This window comes from Streptomyces sp. NPDC002853 (assembly GCF_053591915.1).
In genome coordinates this window covers 83,777-106,814 of record NZ_JBSFUS010000010.1, presented here as the reverse complement: position 1 = coordinate 106,814, position 23,038 = coordinate 83,777, and the positions used below count along the sequence as shown (strand labels likewise).

The window sequence follows — 23,038 nt, the reverse complement described above, 5'->3', positions numbered from 1 at the left end:
ATCCGTGCCCGCGCACGGGGTGGGTGCGACTCGGCCGGGAACAGGCGTGACAGGTGCCCCGGCGAGCGCCCTGCACAATGCACGTTACCCAGTGCTTCCCATTTCTGTGAAACCCCATCTGACCTGCGAATTTGCTTGGATTTCCAAGTATCTGACTGCTTGGATTACCGAGTAAATCCAGAAAGTCGGGAACAGTTCCTGGTCACAGCACTGATCACAGCCTGGCAGGGGGCCGGAACACCGGCACGTTATCCCGGCCACCCCGCGCACGGGAAGAGTTCAGCTCAGGCAGCGGGAGAGATCGTGTGTGAGACTGACTCCGTGCGCGAAGACGGAAAAATTACGGTATTTCTCCTCGACGACCATGAAGTGGTGCGGCGAGGAGTCCACGAGCTGCTCTCCGTGGAATCCGACATCGAGGTCGTCGGAGAGGCCGGAACAGCGGCGGACGCCCTGGTCAGGATCCCTGCGACACGGCCGGACGTGGCCGTTCTCGACGTGCGCCTTCCGGACGGCAGCGGTGTGGAGGTCTGCCGCGAGATCCGTTCCCAGAACGAGGACATCAAATGCCTGATGCTCACCTCGTTCGCCGACGACGAGGCTCTCTTCGACGCGATCATGGCGGGCGCTTCGGGTTATGTCCTGAAGGCCATTCGCGGCAATGAGCTCCTCTCCGCCGTACGTGACGTGGCAGCCGGAAAGTCCCTGCTCGACCCCGTCGCCACGGCCCGCGTCCTGGAGCGGCTGCGGGACGGAAACACCCCCAAGGGCGACGACCGTCTGTCGAACCTCACGGACCAGGAGCGCAAGATCCTGGACCTGATCGGCGAGGGTCTGACCAACCGGGTGATCGGCGAACGGCTGCACCTCGCCGAAAAGACGATCAAGAACTACGTCTCCAGCCTGCTCTCCAAGCTCGGCATGGAGCGCCGCTCCCAGGCGGCCGCCTACGTGGCCCGTATGCAGGCGGAACAGCAGCACTGACGCTTCTCGTCACCGTGCGTCACCGTTGGTGATCCGAACGGGACCAACGTCCCCGTCCCCTAGGGGCCAGATCCCCTTCCCCGGCCCCCCGCCGGTGCCAGAGGGTGGACGCATGCCCTCCGACGATCAGGAACAGGACGAACGGCTCGCCTTCGAACTGCTCGGCCGCACCGACTACGGCCGGGTCGCGACCAGCATGCGCGCGCTGCCCTTCCTCGCCGCGGCCCGCCACGTCGTCGTGGACGGGCGGATTCTGCTGCGGATGCACAAGGGATACGGGTACCACGAGGCCTGCATCGGCAGCGTCGTCGCCTACGGGGCGGACAACCTCAGCGCCGAGACCGCGCGCACGGGACAGTGGACCGTGCAGTTCGTGGGCCTGTGCGAGGCCATCGAGCCGACCACCGCCGAGCTGGAACTCTTCGGCCCTGGCCCGCATTACGTGGACGGCGAGCTCTACGACCCCGTCTACCTGCGCATAGAGCCGCAGCTGGCCACGGTGCACACCCTGCACGGCGGCGGCCGGCGGCGAGAGCCCCGGCGCAGCTTCTCGACGAGCGCACCCGCCAGGTAGAGCGGGCGGGGAACGAACACGCGCGCGTGGGGCCCTTTCGGGGCTCCACGCGCGCGTGTGTCTCGTTCTACGGGCCGTGCGGCTCGGCTCAGCCTTCGCCCTCGTTGCCGCCGGCGACCTCGCCGGTGCCGCCGTTCGTCACCGGCGGGTCCTCGGTGTCCGGATCGCTGGGCTCACCGCTCGGCGTCGTCGGGTCGTCCGTCGGCTCGGTGGGCTCGTCCGTCGGCTCCGTCGGGTCGTCCGTCGGCTGGCTCTCGGTGGGCGTCGTGGGAGCCGTCGGGCCGGTGGTGTTCGGCTGCTCCGGCGTCCAGTCGCCCTGACCGCCGGACCCGTCGCCGGGCGTCGCGGTCTCGTCCGAGGTCTCCTCGTCCGCGCTCTTGCTCGGCTTCTTGGACTCCGACTGCTTCGTCGGCTCCTTGGTCGGGGTGTCCTTGTCCTTCGTCTTGTCGTCCGCCGCCGACAGCGCGAACGCGACACCCACGGCGATCGCGATGATCGCGAGCACGACGAGGATCCACACCTTGCCCCGGCCGCCACCGCCCTTGCCGTCGCGGTGACCGCCCTCGAAACCGCCGTCGTCGCCGCCCGGCGGACGCAGCATGGCGCCGGGGATCTGCGCGGTGCCGGAGTCGCCCGGGTGCTGCATCGCGGCGGCGCCCGTGACGCCCATCGCCGGAGTGCTGCCGCCTTCGTGCATGCCAGCCACATCGACGGGGCCGGTGTTCCAGGTCCCGGTGTGGCTGCCCTGCTCGTGCAGCATCTGCAGCCCGTACTGGACCAGGCCGCGCATCTCCTCGGCCGTCTGGAACCGGTCGTCCGGGTCCTTGGCGAGCGAGCGCATCACGAGGCCGTCGAGCTCCGGCGGCGCCGCGTCCGAGGTCTCGGACGGCGGGACCGGGATGTCCTGGACGTGCTGGTACACGACGGAGAGCGGCGTCTCACCGGTGAACGGGGGCCGCAGCGCGAGGAGTTCGTAGAGCAGACAGCCGGTCGCGTACAGGTCGGAACGGTGGTCGACGGCCTTGCCGAGCGCCTGCTCCGGGGAGAGGTACTGGGGCGTGCCCATGACCATGCCGGTCTGGGTCATCGTCGACTGGGCGCCGTGCAGCGCACGGGCGATGCCGAAGTCCATCACCTTGACCGCGCCGGTGTTGGTGATGATCACGTTCGCGGGCTTGATGTCGCGGTGCACGATGCCGTGCTGGTGCGAGTACGCGAGCGCCTCGAGCACCCCGGAGACGATGATCAGCGCCTGCTCGGGGCCCGGCGCCTCCGCGTTGAGCAGGAGATCGCGGATCGTCCGGCCCTCGACGATCTCCATGACGATGTACGGGACGACGCTGGGCCCGACGGCGTCCTCACCGGAGTCGTAGACCGCCACCACGGCGTGGTGGTTGAGCCCCGCCACCGACTGGGCCTCGCGCGTGAAGCGGGCCTTGGAGACCGGGTCCTCGGCGAGGTCGGAGCGGAGCAGTTTGACGGCGACCGTACGCCCGAGTCGTACGTCCTCGGCCGCGAACACCTCGGCCATGCCGCCCCGGCCGAGTCTGTGGGTCAGCCGATACCGGCCATCCCCTACAAGCCCGCCGTTGCCCCACAACTCCGGCGCATCTGACATACCGCCGCCAGTCGCCTCGGGGTCGGACGGGCCCTGAGCGCGCTGCGTCTGTGCCATCAGTCCTCGCCGTCGTTTCTGGTCGTGGTGCTCGGTGGTACGCGGGGGAACCCCGCCGGGCCACGCTACAGCCTTCGCGCGGTACGGCGGTTCGAGGTGGACCGGACATCAAACCCGCCGAGTGCCCCCGCGCGCAAACTTGTAACGCTTCCGAGACGCTTCTTGCGCGTACGGTCACGGAACGGGCATCGAGCTTGACGTGTCGGTGCCCTCGGGCAGACTTGGCCAGGAATAGCGGGAATCGATCACCGATCGCGGAGCCGTCCGGCACACCGCGCCGATGGGGGACGCACGACATGAGCAGCCAGGACGGCGCACAGGGACGGTATGCGGGGCGCTCGCTGGCCGGTGGCCGGTACCAGCTGCGCGATCTTCTCGGTGAAGGCGGCATGGCCTCCGTGCACCTGGCGTACGACTCCGTGCTCGACCGTCAAGTCGCGATCAAGACGCTTCACACCGAGCTCGGCCGCGAGCAGTCCTTCCGCGAGCGCTTCCGCCGCGAGGCCCAGTCGGTGGCCAAGCTCACGCACACGAACATCGTCTCGGTCTTCGACACCGGCGAGGACGAACTGGACGGCGCGACGATGCCGTACATCGTCATGGAGTACGTGGAGGGCAAGCCGCTCGGCTCCGTGCTCGACGCGTCCGTCACCCAGTTCGGCGCGATGCCGACCGACCAGGCGCTGAAGATCACCGCCGATGTGCTCGCCGCTCTCGAGATCAGCCACGAGATGGGCCTGGTCCACCGCGACATCAAGCCCGGCAACGTGATGATGACGAAGCGCAACGTCGTCAAGGTCATGGACTTCGGCATCGCCCGCGCCATGCAGTCCGGCGTCACCTCCATGACGCAGACCGGCATGGTCGTCGGCACCCCCCAGTACCTCTCCCCGGAGCAGGCCCTCGGCCGCGGCGTCGACGCCCGGTCCGACCTCTACTCCGTCGGCATCATGCTGTTCCAGCTGACCACCGGACGGCTGCCCTTCGAGGCGGACTCGCCGCTGGCCATCGCCTACGCGCACGTACAGGAGGAGCCGGTCGCTCCGTCCTCCATCAACCGCTCGCTGCCGCCCGCGGTGGACGCGATCGTCGCCCGCGCGCTGAAGAAGAACCCGAACGAGCGCTTCCCCACCGCCGAGGCGATGCGCGACGAGTGCCTGCGCGTCGCCCAGTCCCTGCAGGCGGCCGCGCCGAGCATCGTGCCGGGCGCCCAGACCGCGAGCGGCGCGGGCGTCGGCGCCGCGGTCTTCCCGCCGGTCGACTCCTCGCTCCCGCAGCAGGGCGGCGTCCAGACGCCGTACCAAACGGGACCCCAGACCGGTCCGTACGGCCCGCCCACCCCGGCCCCCGGGCCCGTGACCCCGGGGTACGGCTATCCGCAGCAGGGCGGCTACCAAACCCCGGCGCCCACGAACGCGTACGCCCCGCAGTCCTCGCAGACCCCGCCGCCGTACACGCTCTCGCCGCAGCCCTCGCAGACGTCCGTGCAGAGCGGCGGCTCGGGCGGCGGCGGCAAGCGGAACATGCCGGTGGTCGTCGGCTCGATCGTCGTCGCGCTGCTCGCCATCGGCGGCGTGATCGCGGCGGTCTCCCTGAGCGGCGACGACGGCGGCAAGGGCGGCAAGGAAGAGAAGGAGTCGAACGCGCCGGTGGCGGGGCACCGAGGTCCTGACAGGTCGCAGACGATCGAGACCGAAGAGTGCACCGAGCCCGACACGGCGTACAACGACGAGAACAAGATCAAGGTCCCTGACTTCACGTTCAAGGACTGGCGCTCGGTGCAGAAGTGCCTGCAGGCGGCCGGCTGGCAGTTCGACAAGCGCACGGTGGACGAGAACACCTACGGGGAGGACATGGTCATGATGCAGTCCCCCAAGGAAGGCTCCGACGTCGACCCGGACGACGTCGAGATCGAGTTCACGATCTCCACGGGCAACCCGGCCTGACGCGGTCGCGGCAACCGACATGATCCGACGCGAAGGGCCCGGTCACAAGGTGACCGGGCCCTTCGCGTCGTCCTGTGCGGCCACCGCCTAGAGGTAAGGCCCTCCGGTCCGTCCCGCGATGCCGCCGTCCTCTTCCTCCTCGCCGGCGCCCACACCGGGCGGCAGTGCGCGCCGCATCGATTCGAGCTGCGCCCGCGCCGCCATCTGCTGCGCGAAGAGGGCCGTCTGGATCCCGTGGAAGAGCCCCTCGAGCCAGCCCACCAGCTGAGCCTGCGCGATGCGCAGTTCGGCGTCGCTGGGTACTCCGTCGTCGGTGAAGGGGAGGGAGAGCCGCTCCAGTTCCTCGACGAGCTCGGGGGCGAGACCGTCCTCGAGCTCCTTGACCGAACTGGCGTGGATCTCCTTGAGGCGCACTCGGCTCGCCTCGTCGAGAGGTGCCGCCCGCACCTCCTCGAGCAACTGCTTGATCATGCTGCCGATGCGCATGACCTTCGCCGGCTGTTCGACCATGTCCGTCACCGGGACCTCGCGGGATTCGTCGTCTCCGCCGCCACCGAGTGCCATTCCGTCCTGGCCCACGACCAGGACCTGCGGGCTCTCGGGGGACCTTTCGTTCCTCGGCATCTCCATGCCGCCATTCTCTCGCACCCGTACATCACACATCGGTGGTGCCCCCATTTGCCGCTGATCCACCGTGTACGAAGGGGCCGGACGTGTCAGACCTCCGTCTGTGCCGGCACTCCGTACGTGTCAGCACTCCGACGTCTCAGCACTCCGTCTGTGTCAGCCCTCCGTACGTGTCAGCCGCGGCGCAGCCGCACGGCGAAGAATCCGAGACCGAGGCCGATGAGGACCAGGCCGCTGCCGAGCGGCAGGACGCGAAGGGCGGGCACGACGGGTTCGGCGGCCGTCCGGCGGGTGACGTCGGACGCGGCGGTCGCCCGCCCCTGGGGCCACACCTCGGGGGCCGGGGTGGCGGCGGGCGTGGAGATCTGCCGGGGTGGCCTGCGGGGCGGTTCGGACGCCGCGACCGACGGCGGGGGTTCGTCGCGGCCGGGCCTGGCACGGCCTTCGCCGGAGACGCTCCCGGCGCGGGTCCCGCCGGGAGAGGGTTCGACCGCGTACGAGAGGGAGATGGGGGAGACGGCCGTCAGCACCGTCAGGATCAACAAGGGGCGAAGCCATGGGGTCACCGCGCCGGCTCCCTCCCGTTACCGGGTCGGAGAGATCACTGAAGCTGGAGCAAGCGTCACATGGCGACGCTTGTCCGGCATCTCGAGTGCTCACCGGTCACCCCGGTCACCCCGGTCACCCCGGTCACCCCGCGGTGCGGCTAGCGCACCAGCAGCACCTTCCCGATGTGGCTGCTCTCCTCCAGCACGCGGTGGGCGGCGGCCGCGTCACTCATCGGCACGGTCTGGTCGACGATCGGGCGTACGTGACCGGTGGCGATCAGCGGCCACACGTGCTCGCGCACGGCAGCGACGATGGTCGCCTTCTCCTCCGCGGGCCGGCCCCGCAGCGACGTCGCGGTGACGGCGGCGCGCTTGTTGAGGAGCGTGGCGATGTTCAGCTCGCCCTTGACGCCGCCCTGCATGCCGATGATCGCGAGGCGGCCGTTGGTGGCGAGGGCCTGCACGTTCCGGTCCAGGTACTTGGCGCCCATGTTGTCGAGGATGACGTCCGCGCCCGCGCCGTCCGTGGCCTTCTTGATCTCCTCGACGAAGTCCTGCTCGCGGTAGTTGACGAGGATGTCCGCCCCGAGCTCCGCGCAGAAGTCGAGCTTCTCCTTGGTGCCCGCCGTGACCGCCACCTTGGCGCCGACGGCCTTCGCCAACTGGATCGCCATGGTGCCGATACCGCTGGAGCCGCCGTGCACGAGGAACGTCTCGCCGGGCCGGAGGTGGGAAATCATGAAGACGTTGGACCAGACGGTCGAGGTCACCTCGGGCAGCGCGGCCGCCGTGACGAGGTCGACGCCGTCGGGCACGGGCAGCAGCTGCCCCGCGGGGACGACGACCTGCTCGGCGTAACCGCCTCCGGCGAGCAACGCGCACACCTCGTCGCCGATCTTCCAACCGGAGACGCCCGGCCCGATGTCCGTGACACGGCCCGCGCACTCGAGCCCCGGATAGGGCGACGACCCGGGTGGCGGGTTGTAGAAGCCCTGGCGCTGGAGCAGGTCGGCGCGGTTCACGGCGCTGGCCACGACGTCGACCAGCACCTCACCCTCACCGGGTACGGGATCGGGGACCTCGGCCCACACGAGCGCTTCGGGTCCGCCGGCTTCGGGGATCGTGATCGCATACATGCGGGCGAGGCTACTCCCTGCGCTTTCCCGACGGTCCGATTACGTGCGCAGACCGCCGCGCGGCGGATTCGACTTGGCGTCGGGCGCCATCGGTGACGTCGGAGTCGCCCGCACGATGGTGATCAGACGGTCCATCAACTGCAGCTTTCCGACGGCGGGATCGTCGTACCCGAGCACGCGATGACCGCGTACGACACTCACGACGAGGTCTTCCGTCTCGCGGACTCCCATCCCCACCTCGGCCTTTATCACCGGCCGCTCGACGAGATCGAGCCCGCTGCCCTGCTGGATCAGGTCCTCCATGACCATGCCCGCGCTGGGGCTGAGCACGGAGAGACCGAGCAGACGTCCCGCCGCGCTCGCGCTGGTGATCACGGCGTCGGCGCCGGACTGGCGCAGCAGCGGCGCGTTCTCCTCCTCGCGCACCGCGGCCACGATCTTCGCCCCGCGGTTCATCTGCCGGGCGGTGAGCGTGACCAGTACGGCGGTGTCGTCCCGCTGGGTCGCGATGATGATCTGCCGGGCTCGCTGCACCTCGGCACGCAGCAGCACGTCGCTGCGCGTCGCGTCGCCGATGACGCCCGCGTACCCCTCCGCTGTGGCGGCGTCGACGACCTTCGCGCTCGGGTCGACGACCACGATCTGCTCGGGCTTCAGACCGGTCGCGCAGACGGTCTGGATCGCCGAGCGACCCTTCGTGCCGAAGCCGACGACGACGGTGTGTTCACGCAAGTTGGACCTCCAGCGGTTCAGACGCCATTCCTCGCGCGTACGTTCCGTGAGCACTTCGAGAGTGGTGCCGACCAGGATGATCAGGAAGAGCACGCGCAGCGGCGTGATCAGGAGAATGTTGCAGAGCCGCGCGCTGTCGCTGTACGGGACGATGTCGCCGTATCCGGTGGTCGAGAGCGTCACGGTGGAGTAGTAGGCGGCGTCGAGGAAGTCGAGCCGGTTGTCCGAGTTGTCGTGGTAGCCGTCGCGGTCGATCCAGACGATGAAGGTCGTCAGGGCGAGCACCGCGAGCGCCATGAGGAGACGCTTGGCGACCTGCCGCAGGGGCCGCTCGACGATCTGGCGCGGCAGCTTGATGCGGTGGGTGACGAGGTGCTCGTCGGGGTTGCGGGCGATGGCGTCATGGCCGGGAAGTTTCACGTGAAACACTCCCCGGCCGTCTCGGTGTGCAGGTCCGGCCCGACCCACGGGAGGTCGAGGACCTCCAGCTCCTGACCACGCCGCGCACCGCCAGGCGGGACGACCGCGAGCCCGTCGGCCACCGCGATGCCGCGCAGCATCGCCGGGCCGTTGTAGTGCAGGGGCACGGCGTGATCGGCGCGGAGGGTGACGGGGACGAGACGGGTGTCGTGCGGGTGCCCGTGCACGTCCTCGCGCAGAACGGCGGTGTACGCCGACGGCTTGGGGCGCCCCGAGAGCGTACGCAGCAGGGGCTCGGCCAGGGTCAGCAGGCCGGAGACCGCGGCCAGCGGGTTGCCGGGCAGGCCGACGAGGTGCTGGTCGGGGCGAAGGCGGGCGAGCAGCATCGGGTGCCCCGGGCGGACCGCGACGCCGTCCACGAGGAGTTCGGCGCCGATGCGGCGCAGGATGGGGTGGACGTGGTCGACCGGGCCGGAGGCGGTGCCGCCGGTGGTGACGATGAGGTCGGCCGCAGAGGTGGTCAGGGCCTGGTGGAGAGCCTCGGCGTCGTCACCGAGCCTGCGTACGGCGATGACGTCGGCGCCGAGCGAGCGCAGCCAGGGCGGCAGCAGGGGCCCCAGGGCGTCACGGATGAGGCCCTCGTGAGGAAGCCCCTCGGTCAGCAACTCATCGCCCAGGATCAGCACTTCGGCGCTGGGCCGGGGGACCACCGGCAGTTCGTCGTACCCGGCGGCTGCCGCGAGGCCGAGCACCGCCGGGGTCACCAGCGAGCCGCTCGGCAGGAGTTGGTCACCGGAGCGGCATTCCTGGCCACGGGGCCGGATGTCCTGCCCTTGGGTGACATCGCGCCGGGGGTGCAGCCGTCCCTTGTCGTCGGTGAGGCCGTGCTCGCTGCGGATGACGGCGGTGGCCTCCTGCGGGATCCGCGCCCCGGTCGCGATCCGCACGGCTTCCCCGTCGGAGAGCGGCTCGGGCCGCCCGTGCCCGGCGAGGATCCCGTCGGCCCGGACGTCCCAGGGGCCGGGCCCCGCGACGACCCAGCCGTCCATCGCGGAGGTGTCGAAGGAGGGCAGATCGGTGAGCGCGACGAGGGGCGCGGCCAGAACGAGCCCGAGCGCTTGCCCCAGGGGAACGGTGCCGGGCGCGGAGGCGGAGGGCACGGGCTGCGGGGCGCGCCCGGCCGCGGTGCGGGCGGCGGGCCAGGCGGTGATGTCGCGGTGCTCGGGGTGGGCGGTGGGGGCGGCGTTACTGGTGGGGGCGGCGTTACTGGTGGGGGTGGGTGCGGTGGGGGTGGATGTGCTGGATGCGGGTGCGGGTGCGGGTGCGGGTGCGGCAGGGGGCTGGGGCACGGTGCCGTGGCCCGGGGCGCCCAGGTCACCCGAAGCGTCTCGCGCACTCCGGGGGTCGCCGCCTGCGGGTCCGGCGTCGGCGCGCCTGCCGGCCCTGCGGTCGCGGTCGTCGTTCACCAGGGCGAGCGCTTCGTCGAGCTCGGCGTCCGGCGCGGGCTGCCCACTCATCCGGCATCCGGCCGCATGTCGTCCCTCGCGCCCTGCCCTGGGTCGGGGCGGGCGTCCTGAGGCGTGGGGTTGGGGTGGGCTGGGTGCGGGGTGGGGTTGGGGTGAGCGGGCTGCTGGCCGGCGTCGGGGTGAGTTGGCTGCTGGCCGGCAGCGGGGCGAGCGGGCTGCTGGCCGGCGTCGGGGTGAGTTGGCTGCTGGCCGGCAGCGGGGTGAGCGGGCTGCTGGCCGGCAGCGGGGCGAGCGGGCTGCTGGCCGGCGTCGGGGGCGGTGGCCGGCTTTCCGCCGGGGATCGCCTCCGGCGCCACTGCGGGCGCACCGCCGGGCCCCGCGTCGGAGCCGCCCTCCTGCGCCCACCGCGTGGCCAGCGCCGCCGCCTTGTGGGCCGCGTCGGCCACCGCTTCGGGCCCGCCGCCCTGCGCGGCCCGCGCCGCCGCGTACCCCACCAGGAAGGTGGTCAGCGGAGCCGCAGGCCTGGCCACGCCATGCGCGGCGTCGCGGGCGAGGTCGAGCAACAAGCCGGTGTCGACGTCGAGCTCGATGCCCAGTTCGTCCTTGACTGCGGAAATCCATTCATCCAACACGTGCCCATGCTCCCTGATGCGGGCCCGAGCGGCCGCGATGTCGTCCCAGGTGTCGCAGTCGAAGGACGCCACCGCGTCGGCGACCCGGGTGAGTTCGAGCCGCGCGGTGAGTGACCGCAGCGGAAGTCCCGTCAGACCGTCGTGCTCGGCGGCGAGCCCCGCGATCTCACGTTTCAGCGCGGCAGTGCGATAGGCGGCGACCAGCGGCTGGTCCCGGCCACCGGGATCCCGCAGGACCGCGCCGTCCGCGCCGCTCTCCCGCAGCTCGGCGAGGAGACCGCCCACCGTCCGCTCCTCCAGGAACGGCAGATCGGCGGAGAGCACCACCACCTGCTCCGCCTCCGTACACCGCAGCCCCGCGTCGAGCGCGGCGAGCGGCCCCGCCCCGGCGGGTTCCTCGCGCGCCCACTCCACGGGGCGGCAGGTCGGGCGGGGCGCGGCGACGACCACGGTCGACACCGCGCCGGAACACGCGCCGAGCACCCGGTCGAGCAGCGCGCGGCCGCCCACCCGCAGGCCCGGCTTGTCCACACCGCCGAGCCGCCTGGCCCCGCCCCCCGCGAGCACCACGGCGTCGTACGCCAAGGCGCTCGGGGCAGCGTTGGGGGAGGCGTTCGCGGCATCGGCCGGGGCGGCATGCCGAAGATCGGGCGGGGCGGCATGCGGACGATCGTTCGGGGCGGCGTCCGAGGCGGCGGAATCAGCGCCACCCGGAGCCCTCTGCGCGGTCATGCCCCGAGTATGGGCGCACGAAGGATCAATGCCACCCCTCATACGGGGTCTCACATCACCTCTGTACGCAGACTCACATCACGGCGCCGTCGCCCGCACCGCCACCCCGGGCCTCCTCACACCGACCGCAGCAGCATCGCGGGCTGCTCCACGCAGTCCGCCACGAACCGCAGGAACCCGCCCGCCGTACCGCCGTCACACACCCGGTGGTCGAAGGTGAGCGAGAGCTGCACGACGTGTCGCACCGCCAACTCCCCCTGGTGGACCCATGGCTTGGGCACGATCCGGCCCACGCCGAGCATGGCGGCCTCGGGGTGATTGATGATCGGCGTGGAGCCGTCGACCCCGAACACCCCGTAGTTGTTCAACGTGAACGTGCCGCCCGTCAGTTCCCCCGGCGTCAGCTTTCCGTCCCTCGCCGACTCCGTGAGACGGATCAGCTCGGCGTTGACCGATTCGGTGGTCCGCGTGTTCGCGTCGCGCACCACGGGGACGACCAGACCGCGGTCGGTCTGCGCGGCGAACCCGAGGTGGACGTCGGCGAGCCGGACCACCTCGCGCGCCTCCATGTCCACGGTGGAGTTGAGCATCGGGTATCGGGCCAGCGCAGCCACGCTGATGCGGGCGAACAGCGCGAGCAGCGAGATCTTCCGGCCGACGCCTTCCTTGGCGGTGCCCTCCTTGTCGGAGCCCTCCTTCACGGCGGCGTTCATCGCGGCGCGCGCCGCGAGCAGTTCGGTCGCGTCGGCGTCGACCCAGCAGGTGGCTTCCGGTATCTCGCGCCTGCTGCGGGACATCTTGTCCGCGACGAGCCCGCGGATGCCGGTCAGCGGATAGCGTTCCCGCGCCCCCGCCGGCGCGCCGTGCGTCTCCTCGCTCACCGGCCTCACCGGCGTGCGCGTGATCAGGGCCGTGCCCGCGGCCGTCCGCTCCGCCGCGATGACGCTCTCCACGTCGGCCCGCGTGATCAGACCGTCCGGGCCAGTGCCCGTCAGCTCCCGGAGCTGAACGCCGTTCTCGCGGGCCAGCTTGCGTACGAGCGGTGAGATCACCGGTATCGGGCCGTCGGGGCGCGGAAGGGTGCCCGGGGTCGCCGCGGCGCCACGTCCGGCGGGCTTCTGCGGCCCGGAGGACTCGTTCCGCGAGCCGGAGGGCTCACTGCGCGGCCCGGAGGGCTCGTCCAGTGGGGCGGCCCTTGGCGCGGGCCGCGCGGCAGGCTTCGGCGCGGTCTTCGTGCCGAACCCCGCCGATCGCACCCGCCTGCGTCGCGCGGGCGCCGCCGCCGTGCCGTACCCGACCAGTACGTTGCCGGACGACTCCTCGGCGGCTGCCGCCTGCAGGGCTCGCTCGGCGGGCTCCTCCGGCGCCGCGGTCGTGTCCGCCGCTCCGGCCGGGGCGCCGACGGCGACCGTCAACAAGGGTGCCCCCACCGGGAGTTCCACCCCCTCGTCGCCGAAGCGGGCCGTCACCACACCCTCGTACGGGCAGGGCACCTCGACCATCGCCTTGGCCGTCTCCACCTCGACGACGGGCTGGTCCACCGCGACGAAGTCGCCGACCTGCACGAGCCAGCGGACGATCTCCGCCTCCGTGAGCCCCTCGCCGAGATCCGGCAGCTTGAACTCGAGGCTGTTCACGTTCAGACCGGGCGCCATCAGCTGTCCGCCTCCCACTGCAACCGCGCGACCGCGTCCAGGATCCGGTCCACGCCGGGCAGGTGATGCCGCTCCAGCATCGGCGGCGGATACGGGATGTCGAATCCGGCGACGCGCAGGACCGGCGCCTCCAGGTGGTGGAAGCACCGCTCGGTGACGCGAGCGGCGATCTCCCCGCCGGGTCCGCCGAATCCGTTCGACTCGTGCACGACGACAGCGCGCCCGGTCCGCCGCACGGAGGCGGCCACCGTCTCGTCGTCGAAGGGGACGAGGGAGCGCAGGTCGACCACTTCGAGGTCCCACCCCTCGGCCACCGCCGCCTCGGCCGCCTCGAGGCAGACGGGGACGGACGGCCCGTACGTGAGGAGCGTGGCGCTGCGCCCGGGGCGTCGCACCACGGCTTTGCCTATGGGTTCAACGGTCTGCGGCGCGTCCGGGTTCCAGTCGGCCTTGGACCAGTAGAGGCGCTTGGGCTCCAGGAAGACGACCGGGTCGTCGGAGGCGATGGAGGCCCGCAGCAGGCCGTAGGCGTCGGCGACCGTGGCGGGCGTGACGACATGCAGCCCCGGGGTGGCCATGTAGTACGCCTCGGAGGAGTCGCTGTGGTGCTCGACTCCTCCGATGCCACCGCCATAGGGCACGCGGACCGTGATGGGCAGCGGCATCGCGCCCCGGGTGCGGTTGCGCATCTTCGCCACGTGGGAGATGAGCTGCTCGAAGGCCGGGTAGGCGAACGCGTCGAACTGCATCTCTACGACGGGCCGCAGCCCGTACATCGCCATGCCGACGGCCGTCCCCAGGATGCCCGCCTCGGCGAGCGGTGTGTCCGTGCAGCGGTCCTCGCCGAACTCCTTGGTGAGTCCGTCGGTGACCCTGAAGACCCCGCCGAGCGCCCCGACGTCCTCGCCGAGGACGTGCACGGCCGGGTCATCGGCCAGGGAGTCGCGCAGCGCGCGCCCGAGCGCCTGCGCCATGGTGGCCGGTTTGGCTGCCTTCTTGGTGGCCCGTTCGGCCGCGACCGTACTCATCGCGCGTTCTCCTCGCCGTCCGTGCCGTCCGTGCCGTCCATGCCGTCCGTGCCGTTCTCGTCCGATGCCTCGAGCTCCGCCCGCAACTGGCCCGCCTGTTCGCGCAGTTGGGAGGTCTGCTCGGCGTAGACATGGCCGAACAGGTCCATGGGGTCGAGCTCGGGGTCCTTGTTCATGCGTTCCCGCAGGTCGGCAGCCATGGCCTCGGCGTCGTCGCGGGCCGCCCCGATCCGCTCCTCGTCGAGGAGTCCCCGGTCGGTCAACTCCCGCTCCAGGAGCAGGATCGGGTCGTGCGCACGCCAGGCCTCGACCTCGGCGTCCCCGCGGTAGCGCGTGGCGTCGTCGGCGTTCGTGTGGGCGTCCATGCGGTAGGTCACGGCCTCGACGAGCGTGGGGCCACCGCCTTCCCGCGCGCGTGAGACCGCTTCGCTCAGCACCTCGTGCATCGCCGCCGCGTCGTTGCCGTCCACCAGGCGTCCCGGCATTCCGTACCCGACGGCCTTGTGGGCCAGGGACGGGGCCGCCGTCTGCTTGTCGAGCGGCACGGAGATCGCGAAGCCGTTGTTCTGCACCAGGAAGACGACGGGTGCCTGCCAGACGGCCGCGAAGTTCAGCGCCTCGTGGAAGTCACCCTCACTGGTGCCGCCGTCCCCGACCATGGCGAGCGCGATCACGTCGTCGCCCTTGAGGCGGGCGGCGTGCGCGAGCCCCACGGCGTGCGGGAGCTGGGTCGCGAGAGGGGTGCACAGGGGCGCTATGCGGTGCTCGCGCGGGTCGTATCCGGTGTGCCAGTCGCCGCGCAGCAGGGTCAGCGCCTGGACGGGGTCGAGGCCGCGGGCGACTGCGGCGAGCGTGTCCCGATAGCTCGGGAAGAGCCAGTCCCGCTCCTCCAGGACGAGCGCGGCGGCCACCTCGCACGCTTCCTGACCGGTGCTGGAGGGGTAGACGGCGAGTCTGCCCTGCTTGGTCAGGGCCGTCGCCTGCGTGTTGTACCGCCGTCCGCGCACCAGCTGGGCGTACAGACGGGCCAGGAGCTCCTCGTCGGCCTTGCCGGCGGCCTCGGTGCCCAGGACGCGATACGGCTCGGCGTCGGGCAGCAGCGGCGCGGGATCGGTCCTGAGCTGCCATGCGGGTGGCGGGGTGGGCCGGTAGACGCCCCGCTGCTCCATGACCGTCATCTCGGCACCTCCATGTGGAAGCGGTCTCCTCTTGGGAGCGGCAAACGAGGCGCGGCAATGTGAGGCGCCTCACCTACCGATTGTTCGGTCGTCGGCACATTTTGGCTACAGGCACCTCCAGGCTGTGGACAAACGGTTCTGCACAGCCTGGGATGGATGCAGTACGTCCATGGTAGGGAGGCGGGGGGACATGGCATCTGAACGAATGGCCGACGGACGCGACGGTGATCGTCCGGAAGACCGGCCCGGCGACCGCCCGGAGGGCCTGCCCCGCCCCAGGGACGCGGCCGGCGACCGCCCGGAGCCCCTGCCCCGTCCGCTGGACTCGATCGACCGCGACATCCTGCAGATCCTGCACACGGACGGCCGCGCGTCGATACGGGCCGTGGCCGAGCGCGTCCATGTGTCACGTGCGAACGCCTACGCGCGCATCAACCGGCTCATCGACGACGGCGTGATCCGCGGTTTCGGCGCCCGGATCAACCACGAGCGAGCGGGCCAGGGCGCGTCCGCGTACATCACGCTCAAGATCGTCCAGAACACCTGGCGCACGGTCCGCGAGCATCTGCGCACGCTGCCGGGCGCCTCTCACATCGCGCTGGTCAGCGGCGACTTCGACGTACTGCTCCTGGTGCACACGCCGGACAACCGAGCGCTGCGCGAGCTGGTCCTGACCCGGCTGCAGTCCATCCCCGAAGTGCTCAGCACGCGTACGTTGCTGGTCTTCGAGGAGGACGACCTGGAGCCGGAGAACTGATCCGTCAGGCGCCGCTGCGCAGCCCCGCGAAGGCCATCTGGACGACGGCGTCGGCGACCTGCTCGCCCGACGAGGCACCACGGGCATCCGGGCGGTACCACTCCACGATGGAGTTGATCATCCCGAAGAGCAGCCGGGTGGCGAGGCGCAGCTCGACGTCCGAGCGCAGGTCACCGTCGGCCACGGCCTCCTTGAGCAGGTCGGCGACCTGCTGGTCGAACTCCCTGCGCCGCTCCATGGCCCACCGCTCGGTGTCCGTGTTGCCGCGCACGCGCAGCAGCAGCGTCACGTGGGGTAGTTCCGCGATCAGTACCTCGACGGTGCGCCGCGTGACGTGCTCCAGGCGCTGCACCGCGGTGCCCACGCGCGCGTGGTCCTCGGCGAGGATCCCGAAGAGCCCGTCGAGCGCACGGCTCACCGCGCGGCGCAGCAGCTCTTCCTTGCCGGAGACGTGGTGATAGATCGAGGACTTGGAGATGCCGGCGGCCTTGGAGAGGTGCTCCATGGACGTGCCGTCGTAGCCGCGCTCGTTGAAGACCCGGACCGCCACCGTCAGGAGGGTCTCCGGGGTGTACGTGTCGCGCCTGGTGGTGGTCATGAGTGATCCTCTCGCGCTGCCGCGCGGCGCAGCGCCTGGGAGGGCGCGTAGCGGCCGGTGGGGTACTCCAGGTGCAGGCTCTCCAGCGTTTCGCGGACCCAGCCCGCGCCGAGCTCCTCGCCCCACGCGAGCGGTCCGCGCGGGTAGTTGACGCCGAGGCGCATCGCAGTGTCGACGTCCTTCTTGTCGGCGACACCGCGCGCGACGGCGTCCTGGGCGAAGTCGACGAGCATGGCGACGGTACGGGCCACGATCAGCCCCGGGACGTCGGCGACGACGCTGACCTGTTTGCCCAGCGCCTGGAAGAGGCCCACGGCCTCGCCGAGCTGGTCCTCGTCCACCGTCGCGGCCGGTGCCAGGGCCATCCTCGTCGCCGACCCGTAGTCCAGCGCGAGATCGAAGTGGATGACCGGTGCGTCGGCGTCGTCGGCGGCGCGGCCGTCGGCAAGGAAGAGTCTGCCCCCGCCGGGCAGTTCGATCCAGCCGGGGTGGCCGGGGTCGATGGGCTCCTCGTACGCGACGTCGATCCCGGCGCCGACGATCAGCTCGATGAGGGCGTGCGCCTGGAACAGCCTCCCGTGCACCGCGACGGACGCCGGGGCCGCCGCGGGCCCCGCGGTGTGCGGCTCAGCCCGTGGGGCGTCGTCTCCGTACGCGTACCAGCCCTGACCCGACTTGCGGCCCAGGCGGCGCGATTCGACGAGGCGGCGCTGGGCGAGTGACGGCGTGAACTTGGGGTCCTGGAAGAAGGACTCCCACACGGAGCGGGTGACGGCCTCGTTCACGTCCTGGCCGATGAGGTCGGTGAGCTCGAAGGGGCCCATCCTGAAGCCGCCGCATTCGCGCAGGACGGCGTCGATGGTGGCCGGGTCGGCGGCCCGCTCCTCGTGCAGGCGCAGCGCCTCGGCGTAGAAGGGGCGGGCGACGCGGTTGACGATGAAGCCGGGGGTGTCCGCGCTGCGCACCGGCGTCTTGCCCCAGGCCCGCGCCGTCTCGTACGCGCGCGTGGCGGCCGTCTCGTCGGTCGCGGAGCCGCTGACGACCTCGACGAGGGGGAGCAGCGGTGCGGGGTTGAAGAAGTGCAGGCCGACGAAACGGCCGGGCTTCTTGAGCGTGCCCGCGATGGCGGTGACGGAGAGGGAGGACGTGTTCGTGGCGAGGAGACAGGTCTCGTCGACGACCTCTTCCAGCTCTTCGAAGAGGCGCTGTTTGACCGGCAGTTGCTCCAGGATCGCCTCGATGACGAGCCCGCATCCGGAGAGCTCGGCGAGTCCGGCGACCGGTGCGAGCCGGTCCCCCGCGGCTGACCGGTCCTCGGCCGTGAGCCTGCCCTTCTCGACGAGCCGGTCGAGGCGTGCGGCGATGGCACCGGCCGCGGTCTTCGCCTGGCCCTCCACGGCGTCGTACAGCCGCACCGGGTGGCCCGCCAGCAGGGCGACCTGGGCGATGCCCTGACCCATGGTTCCGGTGCCGACCACGGCAACGGGGCTGCTGAGCTCGAGTGCTGTCATGCTCGCGATCCTCCCGCACGGGGTGTCCGCCCAAGGGTGCGGGGGTGCCCGGCGCAAAGTTGTCCACAGGTTCGGCGGACCCCCTTGTCCCGACCGATCGTTCGGTTACTCTAGCTCTGTCCGTCCGTTCCCGCACTGCCCTGCCCAGCTCGCCGGCTCGACGAAGAGCCGGCTCGACGAGGAGTTGGTCCGATATGGCCGCCGAACTCACCGCGCACCAGCTGATCGCCACGCACCGGCCCACACTCGACCAGGCGCTGGAGACGATCCGCACGCGCGCGTACTGGTCGCCGCACCCCGAACACCCCAAGGCCTACGGGGAGAACGGCAGCCTGAGCCTGCCCGACGGCAAAGCCGCCTTCGACGCCCTCCTGGGCAGCCGCTTCGAGCTCGACCAACCGGGCACGGACGACTGGACAGGCGCGGAAGTCTCTCCGTACGGGCCTGAGCTGGGCATCACGTACCCCCACCCGGACATCGACACGCTGCTGCCCGCGATGCGCACCGGAATGCGCGCCTGGCGCGATGCGGGCGCGGAAGTGCGCGCGATGGTCTGCCTGGAGATCCTGTCGCGCATCAGCGCCCGCACGCACGAGATGGCGCACGCGGTCATGCACACCAGCGGCCAGGCCTTCATGATGGCCTTCCAGGCGGGTGGACCGCACGCCCAGGACCGCGGCCTCGAAGCGGTGGCTTACGCGTACGTCGAGCAGGCCCGCACCCCAGACAACGCGGAGTGGTCCAAGCCCCAGGGCAAGCGGGACCCGATCGGCCTGGACAAGCGCTTCACGCCCGTGGCACGCGGCATCGCGCTCCTGATCGGCTGCAACACCTTCCCGACGTGGAACGGCTACCCGGGCCTGTTCGCCTCCCTGGCCACCGGCAACCCCGTCCTGGTCAAGCCCCACCCGCGCGCGGTGCTCCCGCTCGCGCTGACGGTGCGCATCGCGCGCGAGGCCCTCGCCGACGCGGGCTTCGACCCGAACCTGGTGTGCCTGGCCGCCGAGCGACCGGGCGAGGGCATCGCGAAGACCCTCGCCGTCCGCCCCGAGATCAAGATCATCGACTACACGGGGTCGACCGCCTTCGGTGACTGGCTGGAGGCCAACGCTCGCCAGGCGCAGGTCTACACGGAGAAGGCCGGCGTGAACACGATCGTCGTCGACTCGACGGACAACTACAAGGGCATGCTGTCCAACCTGGCCTTCTCCCTGTCGCTGTACAGCGGCCAGATGTGCACGACGCCGCAGAACCTCCTGATCCCCCGGGACGGCATCACGACGGACGCCGGAGCGAAGTCGTACGACGACGTGGTGTCCGACCTCGCCGCGTCGGTGAACGGCCTGCTCGGCGACGACGCCCGGGCGAACGGCATCCTCGGCGCCCTGGTGAACCCGGACGTGAAGGCCCGTCTGGAGGCGGCGGCCGGACTCGGCGAAGTGGCTCTCCCCTCACGGGAGATCAGCAACCCCGAGTTCCCCGACGCCGTGGTCCGCACCCCGGTCATCGTCAAGCTGGACGGCGCGAAGCCGGACGCCGAGGCGGTCTATCTGGACGAGTGCTTCGGACCCGTCTCCTTCGCCGTCGCGGTCGACTCGGCCGCGGACGCCGTGGAGCTGCTGCGCCGCACGGTGCGCGACAAGGGCGCGATGACGGTCGGCGCGTACACGACGTCGGACGAGGTGTCCGGCGCCGTGGAGGAGACCTGCCTGGAGGAGTGCGCCCAGCTCTCCTTGAACCTCACGGGCGGCGTCTATGTGAACCAGACGGCGGCGTTCTCGGACTTCCACGGCTCGGGCGGCAACCCCGCCGCGAACGCCGCCCTGTGCGACGGCGCGTTCGTGGCCAACCGCTTCCGTGTGGTGGAGATCCGCAGGGACGCCTGACGCCCGGCGGCGGGTTCAGGCCTCCGTGCCCGGAGGCCTGCCCGCCGACCAGTGGAAGAGCGTCATGCCGACGCTGGTGGCCAGGTTGTAGCTGGAGACCTGGGGCCGCATCGGCAGGGACACCAAGTGGTCGGCGCGCTCCCGCAGCGGCGCCGACAGACCGCTGCGCTCGGACCCGAAGGCCAGCACGGCGTCGTCCGGCAGTTTGAGGCCACGGATGTCATCGCCCTCCGCGTCGAGCGCGAACACCGGCCCCGGCGGCAGCTCGCCGACGTCCATCCGCTCGACGGCCGTGGCGAAGTGCAGGCCCGCGCCACCGCGTACGACCGTGGGATGCCAGGGGTCGAGCGTGCCGGTGGTGACGACTCCCGTCGCCCCGAACCCCGCCGCGAGCCGGATCACGGCCCCGGCGTTGCCCAAATTGCGGGGATCGTCGAGAACGACGACCGGCGCGCTCCTCGGCATCCGGGCCAGCGCCCCGAGATTGGCCGTGCGGTAAGGGCGTGCCGCCAGAGCCGCCACCCCCGTGGGATGCAGCCGCGGCGCAAGGGTGCGCAGGGTGCCGTCCGGAACCTGGACGAGGAGCGCATCGAGGGCGTCCCGCACATCCGGCGCGAGCTCGTCGGCGAGGGCGAGCACGGCAGCCCTGTCACTGGTCAGCGCGATGGGGACGAGGGCTTCGAAGCGCAGCGCGTGCTTGATCGCGTGAAAACCGTCGAGGAGCACGGAGGTCTCGGCGATCTCGCGCCAGGCACGCACGGCACCGTCCGGTCCAGGCTGGTGCGTCCCGCTCATCCCGCGTACGTCCCGTTCATGAGGGAAAGCCTACGCGCGCGTGCTCGGTGGATTCCGGGGCCGGTTCCTCGTCCTTGTCGCGCTGTCCCGGCACCGCGCCGGGGCGCGGCAGGCGCGAGAACAGCGCTCCACGCGCGCGTGCCGTCCAGTTACCGACGCGGCGCAGGAACGACGTCGGCAGGAACACCGCGTCGGCGGCGATCATCGCGAGCGAGAAGAACGGCAGGCCGAGGACGACCGCGATGACCGCGTGCTCGAAGATCATCGCGGCCAGGAGGACGTTCTTGACCCGCCTGTTGAAGAGAGTGAAGGGGAAGGCGACCTGCACGGCGACCGTCCCGTACGTCACCAGCATCACCATGAGGCCGTGCGAGACGAGCAGGTCGGAGAGCGCGGGCCAGGGGGAGAAGTAGTCAAGACGCAGCGGGTAGTAGACGGCTGTGCCGTCCTGCCAACGGCTGCCCTGGATCTTGTACCAGCCGGCCGTCGCGTAGATCAGACACGCCTCGACCATGATCACCAGCAGAGCGGCGTTGTGCGCGAGCCTGACGATGACATCGAGAAGCTTGCGCGCCTCACCGTCGGGCGCGCGCCGCCCGACGGCCCACCACAGGGCGTGCGCGAACCACAGCCCCCAGAAGACCAGCAGCCAGCGCCCGCTGAGCTCCCCCATGAACGTCACCACGGAGAGTCCGAGCCCGAGGACCCACCACAGCACCGGCCCGGTCCTGTCGGCGGGCTGTGCCGTCCGCGACAGGTCGACCGGCGTCTTCCCCTGGTCGACGGACGCGGCACGCGCGCGTGCCGCACGGCGGGCGTCGAGTGACCAGACCTGGCCGCAGCGCGTGAACACCAGGTAGGTGGCCATGAGGTGGATGACGTTGTCGCCGCCGTCGCCCATGAAGATGGAGCGGTTCTGCAGCGAGAGCACGCCGATCATGAAGAGCACGGACATCGTGCGGGTGCGCCAGCCGAGCATCAGCAGGGCGCTGCTGAGGACGGCCAGTGCGTAGACGACCTCGAACCAGACGCGCCCGTCGGACCACATCAGGGCCGTGAAGGCGTCGTTCTCCGCGATGAGCTGCTGGGCCATGTCCCAGCTCCACGGGCCGTCGGGGCCGTAGAGCTCCTGGCGGTGGGGGAGTTCACGCAACAGGAAGAGCAGCCAGGTGGCGGCGAACCCGATGCGGATCACGGCGGTCTGATACGGACCCAGAGCGGACGCGGTGACCCGCTCGATGCCGCGCCCGAGCAGGGGGCCGAAGCGGTTCATCGGGCCTCCACCTCAGATCCCCGCGCCTTGCCCAGGGGCATGTCGTCCGGTGTCACGGACCACCACGGCAGCTGGCGGATCACCGGTTTCGTCGAGACCTTCTCGTCGCTCCAGTCGGGCGGCGGCACATTCGTGGTCCTGGAGCGGACCTGCACGCGCTCGATGCGAGCGCCTCGGCCCAGGGGTTCCTCACGCTCGACACGCATCATCACGATGCGGCGGATGTAGCGCTCCGAGAGCTGCCCGCGCAGGCCGCGGGGACGATTCTGCGCGTCGTGCGCGCCCACGTAGAAGTCCCAGGCCCTGCGCAGTTCGTTCTGCTGCGTGTGGCTGGGCAGCAGATTGCCGTCGATGGCGGCGCCGTCGCGCGCCGAGAGGTCGTACCAGCCGGTGGTCCGCGTCGAGCCGTCGGCCGTACGGATCTCGGCGCGGGCCTGCACCGCGATGTTCTGCTGCATCGGGTTGGGCGCGAAGAGCTTCCAGTTCTGCTCGAACTCGGGGTAGATCCAGTCGTCGACGGCCTGCCCGTGCTGCTTGGTCATGGTGTTCGCGGGGGCGACATGCAGAAAGAGCATTCCGACGTGGACGCAGGCCGTGACGGCGATGAGCGCGAGGGCGAGCGCCGCCACCGCCTGGTGGCGCGGGGAGAGGGCGGCGATGCCGGTGCGGGTCTCGGGCGGAGCGGCAGCGGCATCCTCGGTGGTCGGGTGGACGGCGTCGGAGGGTGGGGGCGGCGACTCGTGCGCGTTGTTGCCGTTCGCGTCCATTTGGCCCCGATTCCGATCCCGCACGGTGATGCGCCCGTCGGCCGCCCGTCACACGTCTCTCTACCGTCCGTCGCAGCGGAACGGTACTCATGCCTGCGCGCCAGGCACAGCGTCCGTG

General features: G+C 71.1%; 19 protein-coding genes and 1 pseudogene. 5 read left to right on the top strand and 15 right to left on the bottom strand.

Annotated features, from left to right (window positions below; genetic code table 11):
* Nucleotides 1-321 precede the first annotated feature (321 nt).
* Together ACWD02_RS27405 and ACWD02_RS27400 are read left to right on the top strand one after the other, a co-directional pair.
* Nucleotides 322-984, top strand: a complete 663-nt coding sequence (locus ACWD02_RS27405) for a response regulator (protein WP_160506163.1) — start codon at nt 322-324, stop codon at nt 982-984.
* A gap of 112 nt (nt 985-1,096) precedes the next feature.
* Entirely contained in the window at nt 1,097-1,558 is a 462-nt protein-coding gene (locus ACWD02_RS27400) for a pyridoxamine 5'-phosphate oxidase family protein (RefSeq protein ID WP_451215079.1), read from the top strand.
* 88 nt (nt 1,559-1,646) lie between these two features.
* On the opposite strand, the gene ACWD02_RS27395 is transcribed toward ACWD02_RS27400, so the two are convergent.
* Nucleotides 1,647-3,233: a protein kinase domain-containing protein gene (locus ACWD02_RS27395; RefSeq protein ID WP_451215078.1), complete on the bottom strand. Its 1,587-nt coding sequence runs from the start codon at nt 3,231-3,233 to the stop codon at nt 1,647-1,649.
* A gap of 296 nt (nt 3,234-3,529) precedes the next feature.
* Here ACWD02_RS27395 and ACWD02_RS27390 point away from each other — a divergent pair, with 296 nt between their 5' ends.
* A complete protein-coding gene (locus ACWD02_RS27390) occupies nt 3,530-5,179 on the top strand; it encodes a protein kinase domain-containing protein (protein ID WP_451215077.1) in 1,650 nt (549 codons plus the stop codon).
* Nucleotides 5,180-5,266: 87 nt separating this feature from the next.
* Here the strand turns inward: ACWD02_RS27390 and ACWD02_RS27385 are convergent, their stop codons facing one another.
* The 9 genes and pseudogenes from ACWD02_RS27385 to pdhA all read right to left on the bottom strand — a co-directional run bounded on the left by ACWD02_RS27385 (nt 5,267) and on the right by pdhA (nt 15,333).
* The gene (locus tag ACWD02_RS27385) at nt 5,267-5,809 is read right to left on the bottom strand and encodes a bacterial proteasome activator family protein (RefSeq protein ID WP_451215076.1); all 543 of its coding nucleotides are present in this window, start codon (nt 5,807-5,809) and stop codon (nt 5,267-5,269) included.
* 170 nt (nt 5,810-5,979) lie between these two features.
* A complete protein-coding gene (locus ACWD02_RS27380) occupies nt 5,980-6,372 on the bottom strand; it encodes a hypothetical protein (RefSeq protein ID WP_451215075.1) in 393 nt (130 codons plus the stop codon).
* A gap of 140 nt (nt 6,373-6,512) precedes the next feature.
* A complete protein-coding gene (locus tag ACWD02_RS27375) occupies nt 6,513-7,490 on the bottom strand; it encodes an NAD(P)H-quinone oxidoreductase (protein WP_451215074.1) in 978 nt (325 codons plus the stop codon).
* Nucleotides 7,491-7,529: 39 nt separating this feature from the next.
* Nucleotides 7,530-8,651 carry a potassium channel family protein gene (locus ACWD02_RS27370; RefSeq protein ID WP_451215073.1) on the bottom strand — a complete coding sequence of 374 codons (1,122 nt, stop codon included), beginning with the start codon at nt 8,649-8,651 and terminating at the stop codon, nt 7,530-7,532.
* Nucleotides 8,639-10,159 (bottom strand): molybdopterin molybdotransferase MoeA, encoded by a 1,521-nt coding sequence (locus ACWD02_RS27365; RefSeq protein ID WP_451215072.1) that lies wholly within the window; start codon nt 10,157-10,159, stop codon nt 8,639-8,641. The genes ACWD02_RS27370 and ACWD02_RS27365 overlap by 13 nt, the downstream gene beginning before the upstream one ends.
* 305 nt (nt 10,160-10,464) lie before the next feature.
* Nucleotides 10,465-11,472 (bottom strand): annotated as a pseudogene (locus ACWD02_RS27360) (NTP transferase domain-containing protein); the annotation flags it as partial.
* A gap of 116 nt (nt 11,473-11,588) precedes the next feature.
* On the bottom strand, nt 11,589-13,127 hold the full coding sequence (locus ACWD02_RS27355) for a dihydrolipoamide acetyltransferase family protein (protein WP_451215071.1): 1,539 nt from the start codon (nt 13,125-13,127) through the stop codon (nt 11,589-11,591).
* Nucleotides 13,127-14,155, bottom strand: a complete 1,029-nt coding sequence (locus tag ACWD02_RS27350; RefSeq protein WP_451215070.1) for an alpha-ketoacid dehydrogenase subunit beta — start codon at nt 14,153-14,155, stop codon at nt 13,127-13,129. Before ACWD02_RS27350 ends, ACWD02_RS27355 begins: the two co-directional genes overlap by 1 nt.
* Nucleotides 14,152-15,333, bottom strand: coding sequence for a pyruvate dehydrogenase (acetyl-transferring) E1 component subunit alpha (gene pdhA / locus ACWD02_RS27345; RefSeq protein ID WP_451215069.1), 1,182 nt, complete (start codon nt 15,331-15,333; stop codon nt 14,152-14,154). The genes ACWD02_RS27350 and pdhA overlap by 4 nt, the downstream gene beginning before the upstream one ends.
* 190 nt (nt 15,334-15,523) lie before the next feature.
* Between pdhA and ACWD02_RS27340 the strand changes: the two genes are divergently transcribed.
* Complete coding sequence (locus ACWD02_RS27340; RefSeq protein WP_451215068.1) at nt 15,524-16,090, top strand: Lrp/AsnC family transcriptional regulator; 567 nt, start codon at nt 15,524-15,526, stop codon at nt 16,088-16,090.
* A gap of 4 nt (nt 16,091-16,094) precedes the next feature.
* Here the strand turns inward: ACWD02_RS27340 and ACWD02_RS27335 are convergent, their stop codons facing one another.
* Both ACWD02_RS27335 and ACWD02_RS27330 read right to left on the bottom strand, forming a co-directional pair.
* Nucleotides 16,095-16,688: a TetR/AcrR family transcriptional regulator gene (locus tag ACWD02_RS27335; protein ID WP_451215067.1), complete on the bottom strand. Its 594-nt coding sequence runs from the start codon at nt 16,686-16,688 to the stop codon at nt 16,095-16,097.
* Nucleotides 16,685-18,199, bottom strand: coding sequence for a 3-hydroxyacyl-CoA dehydrogenase (locus ACWD02_RS27330; protein ID WP_451215066.1), 1,515 nt, complete (start codon nt 18,197-18,199; stop codon nt 16,685-16,687). The genes ACWD02_RS27335 and ACWD02_RS27330 overlap by 4 nt, the downstream gene beginning before the upstream one ends.
* A gap of 194 nt (nt 18,200-18,393) precedes the next feature.
* Here ACWD02_RS27330 and paaN point away from each other — a divergent pair, with 194 nt between their 5' ends.
* Entirely contained in the window at nt 18,394-20,085 is a 1,692-nt protein-coding gene (gene paaN, locus ACWD02_RS27325) for a phenylacetic acid degradation protein PaaN (RefSeq protein WP_451215065.1), read from the top strand.
* Between the two features lie 15 nt (nt 20,086-20,100).
* Here paaN and ACWD02_RS27320 read toward each other — a convergent pair whose 3' ends face one another.
* From ACWD02_RS27320 to ACWD02_RS27310, 3 genes are read right to left on the bottom strand one after another with little or no spacing between them, the layout of a single operon-like run.
* Nucleotides 20,101-20,880: a TrmH family RNA methyltransferase gene (locus tag ACWD02_RS27320; protein WP_451215064.1), complete on the bottom strand. Its 780-nt coding sequence runs from the start codon at nt 20,878-20,880 to the stop codon at nt 20,101-20,103.
* A gap of 16 nt (nt 20,881-20,896) precedes the next feature.
* Nucleotides 20,897-22,153 (bottom strand): HTTM domain-containing protein, encoded by a 1,257-nt coding sequence (locus ACWD02_RS27315; RefSeq protein WP_451215063.1) that lies wholly within the window; start codon nt 22,151-22,153, stop codon nt 20,897-20,899.
* The gene (locus ACWD02_RS27310; protein ID WP_451215062.1) at nt 22,150-22,920 is read right to left on the bottom strand and encodes a DUF5819 family protein; all 771 of its coding nucleotides are present in this window, start codon (nt 22,918-22,920) and stop codon (nt 22,150-22,152) included. Before ACWD02_RS27310 ends, ACWD02_RS27315 begins: the two co-directional genes overlap by 4 nt.
* Nucleotides 22,921-23,038: the final 118 nt, after the last annotated feature.

What these genes read in the sequence shown, in the direction of transcription:
- ACWD02_RS27400 (WP_451215079.1), top strand. Translation starts at nt 1,097, where the DNA reads ATGCCCTCCGACGATCAGGAACAGGACGAACGGCTCGCCTTCGAACTG.
- ACWD02_RS27395 (WP_451215078.1), bottom strand. Translation starts at nt 3,233, where the DNA reads ATGGCACAGACGCAGCGCGCTCAGGGCCCGTCCGACCCCGAGGCGACT.
- ACWD02_RS27390 (WP_451215077.1), top strand. Translation starts at nt 3,530, where the DNA reads ATGAGCAGCCAGGACGGCGCACAGGGACGGTATGCGGGGCGCTCGCTG.
- ACWD02_RS27385 (WP_451215076.1), bottom strand. Translation starts at nt 5,809, where the DNA reads ATGGAGATGCCGAGGAACGAAAGGTCCCCCGAGAGCCCGCAGGTCCTG.
- ACWD02_RS27375 (WP_451215074.1), bottom strand. Translation starts at nt 7,490, where the DNA reads ATGTATGCGATCACGATCCCCGAAGCCGGCGGACCCGAAGCGCTCGTG.
- ACWD02_RS27365 (WP_451215072.1), bottom strand. Translation starts at nt 10,159, where the DNA reads ATGAGTGGGCAGCCCGCGCCGGACGCCGAGCTCGACGAAGCGCTCGCC.
- ACWD02_RS27355 (WP_451215071.1), bottom strand. Translation starts at nt 13,127, where the DNA reads ATGGCGCCCGGTCTGAACGTGAACAGCCTCGAGTTCAAGCTGCCGGAT.
- ACWD02_RS27350 (WP_451215070.1), bottom strand. Translation starts at nt 14,155, where the DNA reads ATGAGTACGGTCGCGGCCGAACGGGCCACCAAGAAGGCAGCCAAACCG.
- pdhA (WP_451215069.1), bottom strand. Translation starts at nt 15,333, where the DNA reads ATGACGGTCATGGAGCAGCGGGGCGTCTACCGGCCCACCCCGCCACCC.
- ACWD02_RS27340 (WP_451215068.1), top strand. Translation starts at nt 15,524, where the DNA reads ATGGCATCTGAACGAATGGCCGACGGACGCGACGGTGATCGTCCGGAA.
- ACWD02_RS27335 (WP_451215067.1), bottom strand. Translation starts at nt 16,688, where the DNA reads ATGACCACCACCAGGCGCGACACGTACACCCCGGAGACCCTCCTGACG.
- ACWD02_RS27330 (WP_451215066.1), bottom strand. Translation starts at nt 18,199, where the DNA reads ATGACAGCACTCGAGCTCAGCAGCCCCGTTGCCGTGGTCGGCACCGGA.
- paaN (WP_451215065.1), top strand. Translation starts at nt 18,394, where the DNA reads ATGGCCGCCGAACTCACCGCGCACCAGCTGATCGCCACGCACCGGCCC.
- ACWD02_RS27320 (WP_451215064.1), bottom strand. Translation starts at nt 20,880, where the DNA reads ATGAGCGGGACGCACCAGCCTGGACCGGACGGTGCCGTGCGTGCCTGG.
- ACWD02_RS27315 (WP_451215063.1), bottom strand. Translation starts at nt 22,153, where the DNA reads ATGAACCGCTTCGGCCCCCTGCTCGGGCGCGGCATCGAGCGGGTCACC.
- ACWD02_RS27310 (WP_451215062.1), bottom strand. Translation starts at nt 22,920, where the DNA reads ATGGACGCGAACGGCAACAACGCGCACGAGTCGCCGCCCCCACCCTCC.